The sequence below is a fragment of the Paenibacillus sp. RC73 genome (assembly GCF_044908085.1).
Taxonomy (GTDB): domain Bacteria; phylum Bacillota; class Bacilli; order Paenibacillales; family Paenibacillaceae; genus Paenibacillus; species Paenibacillus terrae_A.
In genome coordinates, this window is record NZ_JBIYCV010000002.1 from 176,500 (window position 1) to 192,877 (window position 16,378).

General features: G+C 48.5%; 15 protein-coding genes and 1 tRNA gene. 12 read left to right on the forward strand and 4 right to left on the reverse strand.

What is annotated here, in order from left to right; genetic code table 11:
* Positions 1-138 precede the first annotated feature (138 nt).
* On the forward strand, positions 139-534 hold the full coding sequence (locus ABH897_RS04310; RefSeq protein ID WP_404518760.1) for a DUF5665 domain-containing protein: 396 nt from the start codon (positions 139-141) through the stop codon (positions 532-534).
* Between the two features lie 31 nt (positions 535-565).
* Here ABH897_RS04310 and ABH897_RS04315 read toward each other — a convergent pair whose 3' ends face one another.
* Positions 566-1,294, reverse strand: coding sequence for a TraR/DksA C4-type zinc finger protein (locus tag ABH897_RS04315; protein WP_283652482.1), 729 nt, complete (start codon positions 1,292-1,294; stop codon positions 566-568).
* A gap of 237 nt (positions 1,295-1,531) precedes the next feature.
* On the opposite strand from ABH897_RS04315, the gene lspA reads away from it, so the two are divergent.
* The 11 genes from lspA to ABH897_RS04370 all read left to right on the forward strand — a co-directional run bounded on the left by lspA (position 1,532) and on the right by ABH897_RS04370 (position 12,831).
* Positions 1,532-2,023, forward strand: coding sequence for a signal peptidase II (gene lspA / locus ABH897_RS04320; RefSeq protein WP_134913499.1), 492 nt, complete (start codon positions 1,532-1,534; stop codon positions 2,021-2,023).
* Position 2,024: 1 nt separating this feature from the next.
* A complete protein-coding gene (locus ABH897_RS04325) occupies positions 2,025-2,996 on the forward strand; it encodes an RluA family pseudouridine synthase (protein WP_404518762.1) in 972 nt (323 codons plus the stop codon).
* Positions 2,997-3,500: 504 nt separating this feature from the next.
* Positions 3,501-4,067: a bifunctional pyr operon transcriptional regulator/uracil phosphoribosyltransferase PyrR gene (gene pyrR / locus ABH897_RS04330; RefSeq protein WP_283652480.1), complete on the forward strand. Its 567-nt coding sequence runs from the start codon at positions 3,501-3,503 to the stop codon at positions 4,065-4,067.
* Positions 4,064-4,978 (forward strand): aspartate carbamoyltransferase catalytic subunit, encoded by a 915-nt coding sequence (locus tag ABH897_RS04335; protein WP_025684627.1) that lies wholly within the window; start codon positions 4,064-4,066, stop codon positions 4,976-4,978. Before pyrR ends, ABH897_RS04335 begins: the two co-directional genes overlap by 4 nt.
* 103 nt (positions 4,979-5,081) lie before the next feature.
* Positions 5,082-6,404, forward strand: coding sequence for a dihydroorotase (locus tag ABH897_RS04340; RefSeq protein WP_283652479.1), 1,323 nt, complete (start codon positions 5,082-5,084; stop codon positions 6,402-6,404).
* Positions 6,405-6,465: 61 nt separating this feature from the next.
* Positions 6,466-7,602 (forward strand): carbamoyl phosphate synthase small subunit, encoded by a 1,137-nt coding sequence (locus ABH897_RS04345; RefSeq protein ID WP_044648411.1) that lies wholly within the window; start codon positions 6,466-6,468, stop codon positions 7,600-7,602.
* Position 7,603: 1 nt separating this feature from the next.
* Positions 7,604-10,822 (forward strand): carbamoyl-phosphate synthase large subunit, encoded by a 3,219-nt coding sequence (carB, locus tag ABH897_RS04350; protein WP_283652477.1) that lies wholly within the window; start codon positions 7,604-7,606, stop codon positions 10,820-10,822.
* 124 nt (positions 10,823-10,946) lie between these two features.
* Entirely contained in the window at positions 10,947-11,684 is a 738-nt protein-coding gene (gene pyrF / locus ABH897_RS04355; protein WP_283652476.1) for an orotidine-5'-phosphate decarboxylase, read from the forward strand.
* On the forward strand, positions 11,681-12,322 hold the full coding sequence (gene pyrE, locus ABH897_RS04360) for an orotate phosphoribosyltransferase (RefSeq protein WP_044648414.1): 642 nt from the start codon (positions 11,681-11,683) through the stop codon (positions 12,320-12,322). The genes pyrF and pyrE overlap by 4 nt, the downstream gene beginning before the upstream one ends.
* Before the next feature lie 140 nt (positions 12,323-12,462).
* Complete coding sequence (locus ABH897_RS04365) at positions 12,463-12,627, forward strand: hypothetical protein (RefSeq protein ID WP_014282411.1); 165 nt, start codon at positions 12,463-12,465, stop codon at positions 12,625-12,627.
* Positions 12,628-12,757: 130 nt separating this feature from the next.
* Positions 12,758-12,831 (forward strand) — tRNA-Ile (locus tag ABH897_RS04370).
* Between the two features lie 203 nt (positions 12,832-13,034).
* On the opposite strand, the gene ABH897_RS04375 is transcribed toward ABH897_RS04370, so the two are convergent.
* From ABH897_RS04375 to ABH897_RS04385, 3 genes are all read right to left on the reverse strand, one after another.
* A complete protein-coding gene (locus ABH897_RS04375) occupies positions 13,035-13,646 on the reverse strand; it encodes a uridine kinase family protein (RefSeq protein WP_283652475.1) in 612 nt (203 codons plus the stop codon).
* A 566-nt stretch (positions 13,647-14,212) separates the two neighbouring features.
* Complete coding sequence (locus ABH897_RS04380; RefSeq protein ID WP_283652474.1) at positions 14,213-14,545, reverse strand: hypothetical protein; 333 nt, start codon at positions 14,543-14,545, stop codon at positions 14,213-14,215.
* A gap of 292 nt (positions 14,546-14,837) precedes the next feature.
* Positions 14,838-16,340, reverse strand: coding sequence for a GDSL-type esterase/lipase family protein (locus tag ABH897_RS04385; RefSeq protein ID WP_404591294.1), 1,503 nt, complete (start codon positions 16,338-16,340; stop codon positions 14,838-14,840).
* Between the last annotated feature and the right edge of the window lie 38 nt (positions 16,341-16,378).

Here is a 16,378-nt window from a genome sequence, read left to right on the forward strand (position 1 = left end):
AAGACCCCTGTCCCATAATACAATAACAGGCAGCATATAAAAAACGAGCCTAAGCATTGGAAACGGATGGATGATCTCCGTTACATGCTTCGGCTCGTTTGCTGCGTTCAGGGCAGTATGGGAAAAGGGGGATTGTGCATGACCGCACGATCAAGGCGCAGACAGGGCAGAAGCCGCCAAGGCATGAACGGAGGAAGTACAGGGGCTGTAGTCACAAATCTAGGTACAGCAGGTGATCAGGCTGACCAGCTAAGCCGTGTAGAAAAGCTGGTGCGTTCCGTGTCGCAGCAGCTGGAACGCAGCCGCATTGCTGATTATGCCCTGTTGCTCAACAAGCCTTGGCGATTGCTATGGCTAAACTTAATATCAGGTCTGTCTCGGGGGCTCGGTATCGCGCTTGGATTTACTTTTTTCGCGGCGACCATTATCTATGTGTTGCAAGTGTTGGGAGCGCTGAATTTGCCGATCATCGGTGATTATATTGCTGATATTGTACGGATTGTGCAACGACAACTGCAGCTAAACACCTACTAGGTACTTGTTTACCTGTTAGGATTTGGTTTAACTATTCTTCGTGCGTATCCGGATCCAGCAGACCTTCGCCCTCGCCATCATCCAGATAACGCTGATAAATGGAACTGCGGACAACAGATATATTTTTTCCATATATGTCTGTGGCTACAAAGCTTTCGTAAGGCTCTACGAAGCCCATATTATCATCGTTGGCTTCAATTTCCATATCATCGTAGCTATGAATTTCTCCACTTTCGGCCATAGCAGGTGTATTCGATGTACCCCAGCTTTCAACGATTTGCCAGGCGTCCTCGCCGTCAAAGCCGTTTTGATCTTCACGCTCATCCAGACTTGTTCTGCCGAATGCGGGAGCGAGGAATTCCTCCTCCACCGGGCGTCGGTTGGAAACTTCCGTTTCAGGGCTGTATTCTTTGCAGTAAATGGTATAGGGAACAGCTAGCAGACGCTCATAAGGAATTGGTTTGCCGCTGGCTACACAAATGCCATAGGTTCCCTTATCCATTGCCATTAAGGCTGATTCGATACGTTCTAATTGAAATTCGTCGTGCTCCAATAGGGAAATGTCCTTGGCTCGCTCATACGTTTCGGTAGCCAAATCACCTGGATGATTATCAATAGGGGAAAGCTCGCCGGTCTGATCGCGTTGGGAATCGCCGAGTCCATAATGATCGTTGTCCTGCAAACGATGTTCAATCTCCTTTTTACGTTCCAGCAGTTCGTTACGCAATCCCTGCAATTGTTGCTCCGTCAATGGGGACATGGAATCCACTCCTTATTCTAGGTTTAACCTGCGCGTACGTTTTGTCGGTTATGCTCCTTGTAGTTTGCACCGGAAAGACCTCTTTTACATAGGAAATTCTGATCAAATGCGCTGGAGTTGATTTCATTCGTAATCCAGGCCCAATAGCTTGGGGGATTCGTGGACGATCTGAGAAGGCTTATGCTACAATAAATGGGTTCGACAACGGATATAAGCAGATCGGAGTGACGAAGGACTGTGATTTATTTTGGTATTGCGCTAATTATTTTTTTGATTGATCAGGGAGTCAAATATTTGGTGGCTACGCGCATGGAATTGTACGAGCAGATACCAGTCATCGGCAATTTCTTTCTAATCACGTCCCATCGTAACCGGGGAGCCGCTTTTGGGATTTTGGAAGGCCAGCGTTGGCTGTTTATCGTGATTACGATTGTGGTGGTGATCGGTATCATATGGTACTTGCGGAAAACGGTAAAGGCCGGGCAGAAATTGCTTCCAGTTGCATTAAGTTTGGTACTTGGAGGCGCGGTCGGTAACTTTTTGGATCGGGCTATTTCAGGGGAAGTGGTTGATTTTGCTCAATTCAATTTTGGAAGCTATACGTTTCCGATTTTTAATGTGGCAGATTCGGCGATTGTCATTGGTGTAGCACTGATTATTTTGGATACATTATTGGAATCGCGTCGGAACAAAGGTAATGGCAGTGATAGCATTGAAGGGAAGTCATAGCATGAAAGAAGTAAACGAAAACGGCGAAGCCACAGGTTTGTCTTATGAGGACGAACTGGAGGGTGAATCTCTGGAATGGACAGCGGAATCCGGGGATGCCAAAACACGTATAGACAAATATATCGCCGAAGAAATGAGGGATGTGTCCCGTTCCCAGATTCAATTGTGGATCGGGAACAGTCGGGTGCTGGTGAACGGGACAGCGATCAAGGCGAATTACAAGCTGGCTGAAGGTGATCGAATTTCATTATCCGTACCTGAGCCGGAGAGTGTAGATATTGTACCGGAAAATATTCCGCTGGATGTTGTTTACGAGGATTCGGACGTCATTGTCATTAACAAGCAACGTGGTCTGGTTGTACATCCTGCACCGGGACACTCTTCGGGAACACTGGTCAACGCACTCATGTACCACTGTCATGATCTTTCCGGCATTAACGGAGAATTGCGTCCAGGTATCGTCCATCGTATTGATAAGGATACATCAGGACTGCTGATGGCGGCCAAAAATGATCAGGCTCACGCCTCGCTCGCAGCGCAGCTCAAGGACCACAGCGTCACTCGTAAATATATAGCGCTGGTTCACGGCCATCTAAGTCATGATCAGGGAACGGTAGATGCTCCCATCGGGCGTGATTCGGGGGATCGCAAATTGTTCACGGTGACAGAGCGTAACAGCAAGCATGCAGTTACCCATTTTCTCGTGATTGAGCGTTTGGGGGATTATACCTTGCTGGAACTTCAACTGGAAACAGGGCGCACGCATCAAATCCGTGTGCATATGAAATTTATTGGGCACCCGTTGGTCGGTGATCCGATGTATGGACGTAGCAAAGGAGTCCGTATGGACGGTCAGGCACTGCATGCCGCGGTATTGGGCTTTAAGCATCCCACCACTGGAGTGTACATGGAGTTCAGCAGACCGATTCCTCCCGATATGGAAGATGTACTGGCATCCTTACGCAGTCGGTAAACAATGATAAATTGCATTTGATATTCACAAACCTGAATAATGATTAAGCATAACCGCCTGATTGGCGGTTATTTTTGTTATTGAGCATGGTATATGTAAAAACAACTATGGATAATTATACATTAAAGTTGTATAATTATTTAAGTGCTTCCGGTGGCTCCGGTTGAACAGGTGTTGACACGTGATTTTCAATCTGTCATACTTCTTGTAGTTGCGATGAACTTTGTCCAAAAGATGGATTGCCATCTTGTACTATGAGAAGCCGGATAAAGGAAATCCTGAATAGCACCTTTAAATCAGTCCCGTGAGGCTGGCAAGGTAACGTGAATGGATCACTGATCAGTGCATCCGCTGCGGCGGCATGTCTTCAGTGTATCCGAGAGATCGGAGAACGGTGGAAGACTGTTCATACGAGACTCCTTGCCAAACTTGGGCAAGGAGTCTTTTTTGTATCCGAACACGGGACCAGGTCTGAAGGGAACATAACCTGAGGAGGCTGGAAGCATGAGTCATGAAACACATGTACTGATGGATGAAATTGCGATTCGCCGGGCTTTGACACGGATTGCACATGAAATTTTGGAAAAAAACAAAGGCATTGACAATTGTGTGCTGGTAGGGATTCGAACGCGAGGGGTTCATCTGGCGCAGCGTCTCGCTGCAAAAATCGCTGAAATTGAGGGCGCTCCGATTCCATGGGGGGAGCTGGATGTCACAGCTTACCGTGATGACCGGGGGAACAATGCCGAAGCCAAGGGAAATGGAAAAGAGCTTTTGATGAATCCCGCTGACGTATCGGTTCATGATAAGAAAGTCATTCTCTTCGACGATGTGCTGTACACAGGCCGTACCATTCGCGCGGCGATGGACGCATTGATGCACTGCGGACGACCGCAAATGATCCAGCTGGCGGTGCTGGCAGATCGCGGACACCGTGAGCTTCCGATTCGTCCAGATTACATCGGCAAGAACATCCCGACCTCCAAATCCGAGGAAATCGTAGTTGCGCTTCAGGAGACGGACGGTAAGGACGAAGTGACGATCAATCAGAACCGGGGGGAACAGGCATGATTACAACAACCAGTCAACTTAGAGAACGTAGCCTGCTCGGATTAAAAGAACTTAGCCGAAATGAAATCGAGTCCATTCTGGATCGTGCTCATTATTGGGAATCACAGCCGGAAAAGCTGGTTCCAGTGCTACAATCACGCTTTGCGGCTAACATGTTTTTTGAAAACAGCACCCGCACCCGCTTTTCTTTTGAAATGGCGGAAAAACGCTTAGGCGCTCAGGTTTTGAACTTTTCCGCTGCGGCCTCCAGTGTAGAAAAAGGGGAATCCATCTACGACACGGTACGCACGCTTGAATCCATGGGAATCGACGCAGGAGTCATTCGGCTTAAGCCGGCCGGAGTGCTGCAAGAGCTTGCTGAGAAGGTCAGTGTTCCACTGGTGAACGCCGGTGATGGCAACAACGAGCATCCTACGCAGGCGTTGCTGGATCTGTACACGATGCGCAAAACTTTCGGCGAGCTAAAAGGCTTGCGGGTATCCATCATTGGAGACATTCTGCACAGCCGTGTGGCTCGCTCGAATCTGTGGGCCTTGCAAAAATTTGGAGCTCAGGTTAGCTTCTGCGCGCCGGACAATATGCAGGCATCTGATCTTGCGGCGCACGCTCCATATGTACCTATGCAAGAGGCATTGCAGGCAGACGTGGTTATGATGCTTCGGGTACAGCTGGAACGGCACGCCGAAGGAATGCTGCGCTCAGCGGATGAGTATCGCGAGCAGTACGGCTTGACAGAGCAAAGAGCAGCTAATCTTAAACCCGGAACGATCATTATGCATCCGGCTCCAGTGAACCGGAATGTGGAAATCGACAGTGCAGTCGTGGAAAGCGAGCAATCACGGATTTTCCCGCAGATGGCAAACGGGGTTCCAATCCGCATGGCGGTTATGGAACGGGCAATGAAGCTATAGAAACTGTCAGCAGGATCACGGAATTAGCATTGGTAACGGTTAAAGCAAAGCATAACAAGCAGTGGCTAAAGTTGCAGAAAACCTGAGCGGAGGAACTTTTTACATGAACCAATTAATTATGAACGCAAGCGTATTGAACGAGCAGGGCGAAGCTGAACTGAAATCTATTCTGATCGCGGACGGAAAAATCCTAGCAATCGTAAATGCGGACGCTGGAGTTAGTCTACTCGTGGAAGAAGGGACATCCGAGCAGGAGAGCCAAGTCGAAAAAATCGATGCCCAAGGCAAGCTGGTAATTCCCGGTTTGATCGACATGCATGTGCATCTGAGAGAACCTGGCTTTGAATATAAAGAAACGATTGAAACGGGCAGCCGTGCGGCGGTGAAAGGTGGATTTACGACGATTGCCTGCATGCCGAACACACGCCCGGTGACAGACAATGCGGATACGGTTCAGCTGGTACTGAAAAAGGGGCAGGACACCGGGCTTGCCAAGGTACTTCCTTACGCAGCCATTACGAAAAACGAGCTGGGACGGGAGCTGACGGACTTTGAAGCGCTCAAAGCAGCAGGCGCAATTGGTTTTACTGACGACGGTGTCGGAGTGCAAAGCGCGCAAATGATGAAGGACGCCATGGCGCGGGCCAAAGCGCTGGATATGCCGGTTATTGCTCACTGCGAAGATAACACGCTTGTTGAAGGAGCAGCGGTGACAGACGGCGAATTTGCCAAGCGTCACGGACTTAAAGGCATTCCGAACGAATCCGAAGCGATTCACGTCGGACGGGACATTTTACTATCCGAGGCAACCGGGGCACACTATCATGTATGCCATGTTAGCACGGAGCAGTCAGTGCGGTTGATCCGCCATGCGAAATCTTTTGGCATCAAGGTAACGGCTGAGGTATGTCCCCACCATTTGGTATTGTCGGATGAAGACATTCCGGGGCTGGACGCGAATTGGAAAATGAATCCTCCGCTGCGCTCCCCGCGTGATGTGCAGGCCTGCATCGAGGGACTGGAGGACGGGACGATCGACATCATCGTAACCGACCATGCGGCACACAGCGAAGAAGAGAAGGCAAAAGGATTGGAACTGGCGCCTTTTGGTATCGTTGGCTTCGAAACGGCTTTTCCGCTGCTGTACACTAAATTTGTAGCTACTGGACAATGGACGCTCGACTTTCTGGTACGGCGCATGACTGCTGACCCGGCACGTGTCTTCCGCCTCGACACAGGGCGTCTAGAAGAAGGAGCACCCGCTGACCTGACCATGATTGATCTGGAGCAGGAGCAGGCGGTTGATCCGCAAACATTTGCCAGCAAAGGACGCAACACTCCTTTTACAGGCTGGAAACTTAAAGGCTGGCCTGTGAAAACTTGGGTAGACGGCAGACTGGTATGGTCTGCTGACGAAGTGAAATAAATATAAACCACTAAAAAAATAGAACCTTATAGCAGGAAATCATACAGAGGAGTGAGACGGGATGCAGGCAAGATTGTTGCTTCAGGACGGCACGCTGTTTACAGGCACAGCATTTGGTGCGGACGGTGAAAAAACAGGCGAGGTCGTTTTCAACACAGGGATTACAGGCTACCAAGAGGTGCTGACCGATCCCTCTTATTGCGGACAAATCGTAACGATGACTTACCCGCTGATTGGCAATTACGGAATTACTCGGGATGACTTTGAATCGGTACGGCCTTATGTGCATGGCTTTGCTGTTCGACGTTACGAGCCGGTGCCAAGTAACTGGCGTGCCCAATACAGCGTGGACGATTTGCTGAAGGAATATGGCATCATTGGCATTAGCGACATCGATACCCGCATGCTTACCCGGATTATTCGCCATCACGGCACGATGAAGGGCATTTTGACGACGGGCACTCAGCCTGTGGAAGAACTGAAAGAAATGATGGCTGACCTGACGATTGAAGAACTGCGTAATCAGGTTCCATTGACCTCAACGCCTCATCCGTATAGCAGCCCTGGCAACGGGGAGCGAATCGTACTGATTGACTATGGCGCTAAGAGCGGTATCTTGCGTGAACTGAATAAAAGGGATTGCGACGTAGTAGTGGTTCCGCATGATACAACGGCAGAGGAAATTCGCCGCTTGGACCCGGACGGAATTCAGTTGTCCAATGGCCCTGGAGATCCCAAAGACGTACCGCATGCCGTACGCACGGTGGCTGAACTGCTAGGGGAATATCCGATCTTCGGAATTTGCTTGGGACACCAGCTGTTTGCCTTAGCTTCGGGAGCGGATACGGAGAAACTGAAATTCGGTCATCGTGGCGGTAACCATCCTGTGAAGGAACTGGAGAGCGGACGCTGCTTCATCACTTCACAAAATCACGGCTACACCGTGAATGAGGGTTCGATCGAAGGAACCGAGCTTGAAGTGACGCATATTAATAACAACGATAAAACGATTGAAGGTCTTAAGCATACCAAGTATCCCGCGTTTTCGGTGCAATATCATCCGGAGGCTGCGCCTGGACCTTACGATAACGGCTACTTGTTTGACCGCTTTCTGGACATGATCCGTGAGCACAAAAGAAATCATCCAAAGCAACCGCGTCAGGCTGCTATCGCCGCCGCAGTGAGAGGAGAGCGCTAATATGCCGAAAAATACAGAACTTAAGAAAATACTCGTAATTGGTTCCGGTCCTATCGTGATTGGTCAGGCTGCGGAATTCGACTACGCTGGTACACAAGCCTGTCAAGCGCTCAAAGAAGAAGGCGTCGAGGTAGTGCTGATCAACAGTAACCCGGCAACCATCATGACAGACACGAACATGGCGGACAAAGTATACATCGAGCCGATTACACTTGATTTTGTAACACAAATTATCCGTCAAGAGCGTCCGGATGGCCTGCTTCCTACACTGGGAGGACAAACAGGACTGAATATGGCGGTGGAGCTGGCTCGTGCCGGAGTGCTGGAGCGTGAAAACGTCAAGCTGCTGGGAACACAGCTGACTTCGATTGAAAAAGCCGAAGACCGTGACTTGTTCCGCGATTTGATGCGTGAGCTGGAACAGCCTGTACCTCAGAGCGTCATTGTTACAACGTTAGAGGAATCGCTGGATTTTGCTAACGAAATCGGTTATCCGATTATTGTTCGCCCGGCTTATACGCTGGGTGGAACAGGCGGCGGGATCTGTGTGAACGAAGAAGAACTGCGTGAGACGGTAAGCTCTGGCTTGCGTTACAGTCCAATTGGACAATGTTTGGTGGAAAAGAGCATCGCAGGCATGAAGGAAGTCGAGTATGAAGTCATGCGTGACGGCAATGATAACTGTATCGTTGTCTGCAACATGGAAAACTTTGATCCGGTCGGCGTACATACTGGCGACAGTATCGTTGTAGCGCCGAGTCAGACGCTGTCAGATCGAGAGTACCAGATGCTGCGCTCCGCTTCCCTGAAAATTATCCGCGCTCTCAATATTGAAGGCGGATGTAATGTGCAGTTTGCGCTTGATCCACACAGCTATCAATACTATGTCATTGAAGTAAATCCGCGGGTGAGTCGTTCCTCAGCGCTGGCATCCAAGGCGACTGGATATCCAATTGCCAAAATGGCTGCCAAAATCGCGCTGGGCTACACGCTGGATGAAATCGTGAACCCGGTAACGGGACAAACGTATGCTTGCTTTGAGCCGACACTGGATTACATCGTGAGCAAAATACCGCGCTGGCCGTTCGATAAATTCATTTCTGCCAATCGCAAGCTGGGCACGCAAATGAAAGCAACTGGCGAAGTGATGGCTATCGGTCGCACGTTCGAAGAGTCCATCCACAAAGCGGTACGCTCGCTGGAAATCGGTGTACACCGTCTGCATCTTAAGGGAGCCGATCAACTGTCGGATGAGGTGCTCACGGAGCGCCTGATTAAAGCAGATGATGAGCGCTTGTTCCTGGTAGCTGAGGCATTCCGTCGTGGCTGGGAGCAGCAGGAAATTCAGGATTTAACGAAAATTGACTGGTGGTTCCTTGACAAGGTAGAGGGCATCGTCAAGTTCGAAGCTAAAATGGCTGAAGAGTCTGAACTGACCTACGAAACACTCTATCAGGCCAAACGTAATGGCTTTACGGACCGCTCCATCGCCGAGGTTCGCAGTCTGGGCCAACCGGGTGGCAGCATGACAACCGAGCGCGAGGTACGTGAGTTCCGTCTGAGTCACAACCTGCGCCCGGTCTATAAAATGGTAGATACATGCGCAGCCGAGTTTGAAGCTACAACGCCGTACTACTACTCCTCTTATGAGGTGGAAAACGAAGTGATTCCATCCAATAAAGAGAAAGTCATCGTGCTCGGCTCCGGGCCGATTCGGATCGGGCAAGGGATTGAATTTGATTACTCCACTGTACATGCGGTATGGGCCATTCAAAAAGCGGGCTACGAAGCAGTAATTATCAATAACAACCCAGAAACGGTATCTACGGATTTTAACACATCCGACCGTCTCTACTTTGAGCCGCTTTTCTTCGAGGATGTTATGAATGTCATCGAGCAGGAAAAACCGATTGGCGTTATCGTCCAGTTCGGCGGTCAAACGGCCATTAATCTCGCTGCTCCGCTTAGTGCGGCAGGCGTGAACATTTTGGGTACGAGTCTGGAAAGTATCGACGAAGCGGAAGATCGGAAAAAGTTTGAGCGGTTGCTATCACGTCTGGCTATTGCACAGCCTAAAGGCAACACGGTCATCTCGGTAGATGAAGCGGTAGGAACTGCGCAGGCGCTGGGCTACCCGGTGCTGGTGCGTCCATCCTACGTCCTCGGCGGACGGGCGATGGAGATTGTATACTCCGATGCGGAATTGCTGCGCTACATGGAAGAAGCCGTTAAAATCAACCCTGAACACCCGGTGCTGATCGACCGTTACATGCTGGGCAAAGAAGTTGAGGTTGACGCCATCTGTGACGGCGATACGGTACTGGTGCCGGGCATTATGGAGCATGTGGAACGGGCTGGGGTTCACTCAGGTGACTCTATCGCGGTGTATCCGCCGCAGCACTTGTCCGACGAGTTGAAGCAAAAAATCGTGGAAATCACGATCAGCATCGCCAAGGAATTGAAAACGATTGGTCTGGTAAACATCCAGTTCGTCATTCATCAAGATGAGGTGTATGTGATCGAGGTCAACCCGCGTTCCTCGCGGACGGTTCCTTTCCTGAGCAAAGTCACGAATATCCCGATGGCGAATCTGGCAACACAGGCCATTTTGGGCGGCAAGCTCAAGGATGCGGGCTATACAGAAGGGCTATGGCCTGAAAGTAATTATGTCTCGGTCAAGGTTCCGGTATTCTCTTTTGCCAAGCTGCGCCGTGTAGAGCCGACACTGGGGCCGGAAATGAAATCGACGGGTGAAGTGATGGGACGCGACATTCAGTACGCCAAAGCGCTGTACAAAGGACTCGTGGGTGCTGGTATGAAAATCCCATCTACCGGAGCGATCATCATCACGGTGGCGGATAAGGACAAAGAAGAAGCAGTCGAGCTGATGCAGGGCTTTTACAGACTGGGCTACAAAATTATTGCAACAGGTGGAACGGCAGCTGCGCTGGAGCAGGCTAACATTCCAGTGAAGACGATCAACAAGCTGAGCGAGGGTACCCCGAACATCCTGGATATGATCCGCACGGGTGAAGCCAACTTCGTCTTTAATACGCTGACCAAGGGGAAAACGCCAGAGCGTGATGGATTCCGTATCCGCCGTGAAGCGGTTGAGAACGGCATCGTCTGCATGACCTCGCTGGATACCGTACGCGCTTTGCTGAGAATGCTGGAGACGATTAACTTTACATCCGAATCCATGCCGGTTTTGAGCCACTAACGCGATACGAATAGAAGATGAGAAATAAGTAGTACAGGAAAGGACATTCATCAGCTTCGGCTGACGGATGTCCTTTATCACGGGCAAATATACCCGAATTGACGTGAAAAGGGGATGCAGGACGATGAACGAAGCATTTCAGCAGATGGCAGGACGGCTGATGGTCGCGTTAGATTATCCGGATGCGCAGCAGGCGGAGCGGCTCATTCAACAGCTGGAGGGTATTCCCTGTTATATAAAAGTAGGCATGCAGCTGTTTTATAGCGCAGGGCCAGCTTTTGTAGAGCAGCTAAAGTCGAGAGGATACTCCGTATTTCTGGATTTGAAAATGCATGATATCCCCAACACCGTACGGGGAGGTGCGGAGAGCATCACCCGCCTGGGTGTGGATATGTTCAACGTACATGCTGCCGGAGGGCGAAATATGATGGCAGCCGCCAAGGCTGGGGCCGAAGCCGCTGTTTTGGCAGACAGTTCACTTGCTATGCCGCTCATTATAGCAGTTACACAGTTGACCAGTATGGACCAGACAACCATGAATAAGGAGATAGGCATTCCCGGTACAGTACAGGATGTGGTCGTTCGATACGCACAACTGACCCGTGAGGCAGGATTGGACGGAGTAGTGGCATCCCCGTTGGAAGTGCCTGCGATCCGCGCTGTATGCGGGGCGGACTTCAAGACGATTACCCCTGGCATACGTCCGGCAGGCAGCGCTACAGGCGACCAGTCACGTGTAGTGACACCTGGGCAAGCCATCGCCCAAGGTAGCAGCTACATCGTCGTTGGACGCCCCATTACGGCTGCATTAGACCCGCGTGCCGCAGCGGAACACATTATTGAGGAGATGAACCAAGTATGACTACATTAAATAATATCCCCGAGCAAATTGCATCCCATCTGTTACGAATTCAGGCGGTAGCGCTGCGTCCGCAGCAGCCTTTTACATGGACATCCGGCATTAAATCACCTATCTACTGTGACAATCGCCTGACTATGTCCTATCCGGAGGTGCGCGAGCTGATCGCTGATTCGTTCGCTGCTGTGATCCGTGAGCAATACCCTGAAACCGAAGTCATAGCAGGCACGGCTACAGCGGGGATTCCTCATGCTGCCTGGGTGGCGCAAAAGCTTAATCTGCCGATGGCGTATGTAAGGGACAAAGCCAAAGGACACGGCAAAGAGAACCAGATCGAAGGTCGGATTAGTGAGGGACAAAAGGTTATTGTTATCGAGGATCTCATCTCTACTGGTGGCAGCTCCATCAAAGCAGCGCAGGCCGTAGAGCAAGCAGGCGCCCAGCCGTTAGCTGTACTCGCTATTTTCAGCTACCAGCTTGATAAAGCGACTCAAGCCTTTGCAGAAGCAGGTGTGAAGCTGCAAAGCTTGTCCAATTACACGGCCCTGATGGACGTTGCCTTGCGTGAGGGAACGATTCAGGAGGAAGAACTGGAGCTGCTGCGTTCGTGGCGTCAGGACCCGGCCTCCTTTGGCAAATAAGGCTTAGCATATAAAGTGTAACGGGGCCATTTATTTAAAGCGACTCATACTCGTTGCAGATTGTTATGATGCAGGCCGTGTAATTCGAATTCGATCCGGTTACACTAACTTCTACCATCATGTGAAAAGAGGGAGTTCGGATGTATTGGATTTACTACGGCAGACTGTACACGACCAAATTTCAGGCAGGTTGTCTGGCAAAAAGGCTGGAGCACGACGGCTGGATGTACGGCTACAACGATCCTCGCGCAGTGGAGGTGTACCGCTCGCGTAAAGGACGTTACGGAGTTCGATTTATTCCTTAGTTTTTTATGAAAAATGAATCCGAAAAAAATATTTTTTTGAGAAACTATTGACGAAACACAAGAAAATGTTGTATATTAATTAACGCCGCTGTTTTATGTAAATGTAGCGTGAATATACATATTTTTTTGAGGGCCCTTAGCTCAGTTGGTTAGAGCGGTCGGCTCATAACCGATTGGTCGGGGGTTCGAGTCCCTCAGGGCCCATTTCCTCAAAAACCCTTGCGTAGCAAGGGTTTTTTTGTTGTTTTATATCTTCTTTCGCTGAGCAGATAGGACACTATCTATAAGCTCATTTATAATGACGTAAATTCTTCGCCTTAAAACTTAGCCTGTGATGATCGTTAAACTAAGAAACAAGAGAACCTTTATGTATGGAGGTGCCCTGTTTCATTCTTTGAATAAGAAATTTATAAAGCTCCACTAATAACGAGGTCTGCTCTTTTAAAGGGTTTATGAGCTTCTACATAAATGTCTTCTGAAATCATCCAATTATCTTCCCACATCCCACGAGCACACTCTCCGTCTCTTTCAAGACCTCTTGAAAGCCTAATTTCTCGTGGACAATCAACCCAAATTTTGAAGTCATATTTATCCTCCAGTTCCTTTCGAATGGAATATACTCCTTCGATTATGACAATGCCACCAGCAGGAACAGTATGCCATTCCGCTAGCTTATCCGTCTCCCAATCATACCGTTGATAATGCCCATCCTTTTCATTTCTTATTGGCTCCAGTACCTGATTTAAAAGACGTCTCCAATCATAATCAGCACCGATAGGTTTTTTTGAGGGATGTGTATTTAAAATGTTAGAGGAGGAGAGATAAAAATTATCCTTGTGAACAATAGTTGAGTTAGTTAGTTCTTCTTTTAACTTGTATGCGAATGTACTTTTACCAGAACCACCACAACCATCTATCCCAATCAGCAAAGTAGATTGCTTTTTAGATTTTTCGTTTATAGCATTTACGAAGTTTTGAAAAGAGTTGAAATGCCCCTCTATTATTTTAAAATCGCTCATAAATGATCATCCTTTCCATTCAACAATCCTGCCCTTTAATGAAATATTCAATATCTATTATTTAGTAAATTATGATAAGCTAAGCTTATCATAGGTCGCTTCCGTTGAGAACGGACAGCTTAACGGTATGTATCTCATCAACCACCGCAGCAAATGTTGGAAATTGGAGGAATGAGGATGATTTCAGTTGGGTAAAGCTAGAAGAAATTATATCTGTCCGTACATAATAAATATTGTTGGAGCCAGTGGACATTCGGAGTATTTTTATTGATCTCACGAAAGTTTAGAAAAGAGGACGTTTGAGCATGTGGCACTCAATTCGAGGAGTATTTAAATAAAACTTCTCATGAGTCTGTGAGTTCAATGAAAACTAATAAAGGGTTCCACTGATAAAATAGAATATGAGTTCTTATTGCCCCATTAAAGAAGCACTGCCCTAATAAACGGACAGTGCTTCTTTTGATATTTTCAAAATCGCTTAAAAAGGGCCTTAAATACTCCCCACTGATTCACCATTTTTGATAATGATCGTTGATTCTACATTCCCAGGAACACTTACTCCAATCTTAGAGCACCTTAACAGTGTACACCATTCTCAATTTACCGTTACCGCCATAAATTTCGACTCTTGCGGTTGTTGCAGTAGTGGTTGTTACCACGCCAGAAGCGGAGACTGTCACATTTCCACTTGCCACTTTATAAGTATCCCCCGGATAATTTGACAGCGCATAGGAATAATTTCGCGGTAACGTAGCAGTTCTGTAGTATACTCCGTTAGCTTCTACAATAGGCGTAATTATCGGTGAAGGACCTACTGCTGCGGACGCACTAGGGACGATGATACTACCAATGAGCCCCAAAGACATGACCGTTGATAATAATATTTTCTTAGTATTCATAAAAATTCCTCCTGATGTATGATATGAGCTCCTAAAATATACCATGTAAAATTGTTGATTTCACTTCATTCGACAAATGTTGTCAAAATAATACAATAAAACGATTCTAAAGCCCTATAAAATACAAAAGAATTAAAATATAACAATTCAAGTATTTGCTTTTTAACTTACCGTACTTTTGAACTATTCTCCATAGCTGTATAGTCTTTGACCCACACGGAATAAAAAACGGACGTCAGAGTGATTAGCCCTAAGTCCGTTTTTCGTGTTTGTATCTTTTTAGTACTTGATATCAGTTGACAAGTTGGTGTGCAAGTCTCTCACCGCTGTCTTGATTCGTTCCTTCCATGCGCATGAGCTGCTTTAAGGCGTGCAATTCCGCACATTGGCTAATTGCTTCAGCGACCAATTTAGCGATCTGACGCGCTCCTTCATCAGAAAAATGAGTATTATCCGTTACGCCAGCGGGGTAATTCGGATGCACTTTTTCAGGTAAATGCATAAATAGCTGCTTGGATTCTTCTTCTCCCAGGGTACGATAAAGCTGCTGAGAGGCTTTAAAAATATCGAGCAGGGGTGTCCGTGTTTCCTCGGCTACTCGTCTCATCGCTGCGGGATAAGCACCCACAGCAAGCGGATCGGGTTCTCCGTTTGCGGTAAAGCGGCGGCGGCTTACAGAGGTTAACAGTACTGGGATTCCACCACGCTCCCGAGCAGACTCGATACATTGAATTAGGTTTTGACGGTAGTCCCCGTCAGGATCGGTATAGCGGGTGGGATCTTCTTTCTTCTCATCGTTGTGTCCAAATTGAATAAACAGATAATCGCCGGCTCGAAAATCCTTTTCAATATGAGACAATCGACCTTCCGCTATAAAAGATTTAGTGCTTCGTCCATTAACCGCACGATTGTTCACTTGAACAGACGGGTCAAAATAACTCTGCAAGTGTTCGCCCCAGCCTGTCATCGGTTTTTCGGTAGCTCCTTTTTGGGCTGCGGTGGAGTCACCAGCGATAAACAGCCTGGATGTGATCCGCTGTCCTTCCGTAACATAGCTATGTTTTTGGAGCCACTTTTCCGCAAGAGCGAGCCATTGCTGGCATTCGCGGTTATCTTCAGCCAGTCCCAAGCCGTGGCGCCCTTCCTCAAACACATGCAGCTCAAATGAAATGCCTTCTCTGGATAATGCGGAAGCTAGCAACAAGCTGTTTTCGACCGGAACAGTGGCGTCATTAGCTGTTGTCCAAATAAAAGTTGGAGGGGTCTGTGAAGTCACTTGTTGATCGGATGAAAAGGCGTCAAGTTGCTCCTGTGTCGGCTGTTCACCTAAAAAATGAGTGCGGCTTCCGATATGCGTATAAGCATCATGAAACGAAATCACGGGGTAGCCCAACAGCAGAAGATCGGGTTTTTCCGCCCCACTGGTGGCGACGATGGAGGCCAAGTGCCCGCCTGCTGAAAATCCAACCAGACCGACTTGCTCCGGGATCACTTGCCAGTCTTTGGGCGTTTGTCGAATCCACCTCAGGGCATGTTCCACATCCTCCAACAAGGAATCGACCTCAAAGTCTCCGACTTGATAATGCAGCACACCTGCATGAATACCTAAATCATTCAACCACCGAGCTATGGGTTCTCCCTCATGTGAAGCCAAGTGCTCGTAGCCACCGCCGGGCAGTACCAATATAAAAGGCCGAGCTTCATGGGCCACTGCTGGATAGAGGTAGAGAAAGGAAGTGTCTGCCGGAAATTCTTTTTTTACAATCTGTTCTTTATGACTAACAACGTGTAACATAAGGTACCTCCAAATTCCTTTTTTAAATTCTGCAAGCT

Bases quoted from the DNA above. Each gene is read 5' to 3' on its own strand.
- ABH897_RS04310 (WP_404518760.1), top strand. From the start codon at position 139: ATGACCGCACGATCAAGGCGCAGACAGGGCAGAAGCCGCCAAGGCATG.
- ABH897_RS04315 (WP_283652482.1), bottom strand. From the start codon at position 1,294: ATGTCCCCATTGACGGAGCAACAATTGCAGGGATTGCGTAACGAACTG.
- ABH897_RS04325 (WP_404518762.1), top strand. From the start codon at position 2,025: ATGAAAGAAGTAAACGAAAACGGCGAAGCCACAGGTTTGTCTTATGAG.
- pyrR (WP_283652480.1), top strand. From the start codon at position 3,501: ATGAGTCATGAAACACATGTACTGATGGATGAAATTGCGATTCGCCGG.
- ABH897_RS04335 (WP_025684627.1), top strand. From the start codon at position 4,064: ATGATTACAACAACCAGTCAACTTAGAGAACGTAGCCTGCTCGGATTA.
- ABH897_RS04340 (WP_283652479.1), top strand. From the start codon at position 5,082: ATGAACCAATTAATTATGAACGCAAGCGTATTGAACGAGCAGGGCGAA.
- ABH897_RS04345 (WP_044648411.1), top strand. From the start codon at position 6,466: ATGCAGGCAAGATTGTTGCTTCAGGACGGCACGCTGTTTACAGGCACA.
- carB (WP_283652477.1), top strand. From the start codon at position 7,604: ATGCCGAAAAATACAGAACTTAAGAAAATACTCGTAATTGGTTCCGGT.
- pyrF (WP_283652476.1), top strand. From the start codon at position 10,947: ATGAACGAAGCATTTCAGCAGATGGCAGGACGGCTGATGGTCGCGTTA.
- pyrE (WP_044648414.1), top strand. From the start codon at position 11,681: ATGACTACATTAAATAATATCCCCGAGCAAATTGCATCCCATCTGTTA.
- ABH897_RS04365 (WP_014282411.1), top strand. From the start codon at position 12,463: ATGTATTGGATTTACTACGGCAGACTGTACACGACCAAATTTCAGGCA.
- ABH897_RS04375 (WP_283652475.1), bottom strand. From the start codon at position 13,646: ATGAGCGATTTTAAAATAATAGAGGGGCATTTCAACTCTTTTCAAAAC.
- ABH897_RS04380 (WP_283652474.1), bottom strand. From the start codon at position 14,545: ATGAATACTAAGAAAATATTATTATCAACGGTCATGTCTTTGGGGCTC.
- ABH897_RS04385 (WP_404591294.1), bottom strand. From the start codon at position 16,340: ATGTTACACGTTGTTAGTCATAAAGAACAGATTGTAAAAAAAGAATTT.